General features: G+C 46.7%; 3 protein-coding genes. 2 read left to right on the top strand and 1 reads right to left on the bottom strand.

Annotated features, from left to right (window positions below):
• Positions 1-9: 9 nt before the first annotated feature.
• Positions 10-378, bottom strand: coding sequence for an IS1/IS1595 family N-terminal zinc-binding domain-containing protein (locus tag QUA80_RS34065; protein ID WP_445302320.1), 369 nt, complete (start codon positions 376-378; stop codon positions 10-12).
• Between QUA80_RS34065 and QUA80_RS33360 the strand changes: the two genes are divergently transcribed.
• Entirely contained in the window at positions 377-622 is a 246-nt protein-coding gene (locus tag QUA80_RS33360; protein WP_333429178.1) for a hypothetical protein, read from the top strand. The genes QUA80_RS34065 and QUA80_RS33360 overlap by 2 nt on opposite strands.
• Positions 622-2334 carry an efflux RND transporter permease subunit gene (locus QUA80_RS33355; RefSeq protein WP_333429177.1) on the top strand — a complete coding sequence of 571 codons (1713 nt, stop codon included), beginning with the start codon at positions 622-624 and terminating at the stop codon, positions 2332-2334. The genes QUA80_RS33360 and QUA80_RS33355 overlap by 1 nt, the downstream gene beginning before the upstream one ends.
• Positions 2335-2388: the final 54 nt, after the last annotated feature.

Here is a 2388-nt window from a genome sequence, read left to right as displayed (position 1 = left end):
CATCCAGCGCTAACCAGACCCATTGCTTATTCTCTTTGTTATCCACAAATGACCACAGCTCATCGCATTGAAACGCTCACGCCTCCCCTTTTTTTTGGTGTAACCTGCACGCTTCGAGGCACTGCAGGCATATTTTTGGTTGACGTAGGTTTGTAGCCATTGTTCAGAAACCTGTACTGCACGAGCAATTCCGGCAAGAAAAATGCGTTCTAACAACAGTCGATCGATGAGGTTTCGTGTTACTTGATCGATCACTTTCTTGGTTGCATATTCGACAAACTGTCGTCCGCAATCACGGCATTTGAATCGTTGTTTACCATTGTGAATGCGACCATTCTTGACAGTTTGAGCAGACGCACAAATAGGGCAAGCAGGCATGAGTGGAAACCATGAGCAAGAATTTTTACTTCTCTATCATTACATGTTTGGCACTACCGATGGTAGCAAGATTCGCATTAAAACCGCAGGGGATGCTAAAGATAATTCAGATGCCAGTAAAGGCAATAATAATTCAGACACATCAGGGGCTAAAAAATCCCGGGTAAAATCTGGCAGCGATTCCAATTCATCGGGAAATCAGTCATGGAAATCGCGCACGAATCCCCAGGGCGGAGGTAACTAATGAATCTCTCAGAACCATTTATTCGCCGTCCAATTATGACCACCTTGGTGATGGCGGCAATTCTGATTTTCGGTTGGATGAGTTATCGCTTACTGCCGATTAGCGATTTGCCAAACGTCGATTATCCCACGATTCAAGTCAGCGCTTCCCGCCCCGGCGCCAGCCCGGAAACGATGGCTGCATCGGTGGCGCGCCGGCTAGAAAAGCAATTTTCCAGCATTGCCGGACTCGATACGCTAACCTCAACGAGTACCAGCGGCAAAACTCAAATTACGCTTCAATTCAATCTCAGCCACAATATTGACGATGCGGCGCAAGATGTGGAATCGGCAATTTCCTCGGCATCCGGCCAAATGCCCAACGATTTGCCAAATCCGCCGACTTACAGCAAAGTCAATCCCGCCGACGGGCCAATTCTTTACCTTTATCTCACTTCCCCAACCCTGCCGCTTTCTGAGGTTGATAAATACGCACAAACCTATCTAGCACAAAAACTTTCAACAATCGCCGGTGTGGCGCAAGTACAGATTTACGGTTCTCAAAAATATGCTGCTAGAATTCAACTCGATCCGCAACAGTTAGCAACGCGGCAAATTGGCATCGATCGAGTGCAAACTGCGATCGAACAAGGAAACGTCAACTTACCCACAGGAAGCCTTTCCGGCAGCCATAAAAACTTTACGGTGCAAACCAACGGACAACTTAAAGATGCTGCGGCATTCCGCCGTTTGATCGTGACGTACAAAAACGGACAGCCTGTTTATCTCGAACAATTAGGACGAGTCATTGACAGCGTAGAAAATACTCAACTTGCTAGTTGGTATAACAACGATCGCGCAATTATCCTCACGATTCAAAGACAGCCAGGGACGAATACTCTAGAAGTTGTAGATACGATTCAAAAATTGCTACCCAACTTAAAAACTCAGATTCCGAGTTCGATCGAGCTTGGGGTGATGTACGATGCGTCTCAATCGATTCGCGATTCGGTTGACGACGTTCGGTTTACCCTCGTTTTGACGATCGCCCTAGTTATCTTAGTAATTTTCTTATTTTTACGCAATCTGTCTGCAACAGTCATTCCCAGTTTAGCGCTGCCGGTTTCGCCGATCGGAACCTTTGCCATCATGCACTTATTGGGCTACTCGCTAGATAACTTGTCAATGATGGCCCTGACGCTATCCGTCGGCTTTGTAGTCGATGATGCGATCGTCATGCTGGAAAACATCGTCCGCCACATAGAAGAAGGAGAAAGCCCGCGAGAAGCTGCGCTAAACGGGTCTAGGGAAATCGGTTTTACCATTTTATCGATGACGCTTTCATTGGTGGCAGTGTTTATTCCGATGTTGTTTATGAGCGAGTTGTTGGGGCGCTTGTTTCATGAATTTGCAGTGACGATTGCAGTTTCAATTTTGGTTTCCGGCTTTGTATCTTTGAGCATGACACCGATGTTGTGCAGCCGTTTTTTGCGTCCGGTAAATCACGCCAATCAAAGCCGGCTTTATCGAGCTTCAGAATATGTATTCGAGGTATTTTTGAGTTGGTACGATTGGAGCCTCAAGAAAGTTTTAAAGTATCACCGCACCACGATGATTTTGTCCTTCGCAATGGTGTTTGTCACAGTTGGACTGTTCGTCGCGGTTCCCAAAGGATTTATTCCCAGCCAAGATACCGGACAAATCACGGGCAGGCACTGTTCTCTTAAGGAGTGAGATATTGAAACCCCCGAAAGGTGAGGAGTTCAGAGATAGCGAGGGGACGAGAGA

Origin of the sequence: Microcoleus sp. F4-D5 (genome assembly GCF_036704885.1) — a bacterium.
In the GTDB taxonomy this organism is placed as follows: Bacteria; Cyanobacteriota; Cyanobacteriia; order Cyanobacteriales; family Microcoleaceae; genus Microcoleus.
Note: the sequence above shows the minus strand (reverse complement) of the source record. Positions and strands in the feature narration are given on the sequence as shown.

Coding starts and splice junctions, on each gene's coding strand:
- QUA80_RS33360 (WP_333429178.1), top strand. CDS start 377: ATGAGTGGAAACCATGAGCAAGAATTTTTACTTCTCTATCATTACATG.
- QUA80_RS34065 (WP_445302320.1), bottom strand. CDS start 378: ATGCCTGCTTGCCCTATTTGTGCGTCTGCTCAAACTGTCAAGAATGGT.
- QUA80_RS33355 (WP_333429177.1), top strand. CDS start 622: ATGAATCTCTCAGAACCATTTATTCGCCGTCCAATTATGACCACCTTG.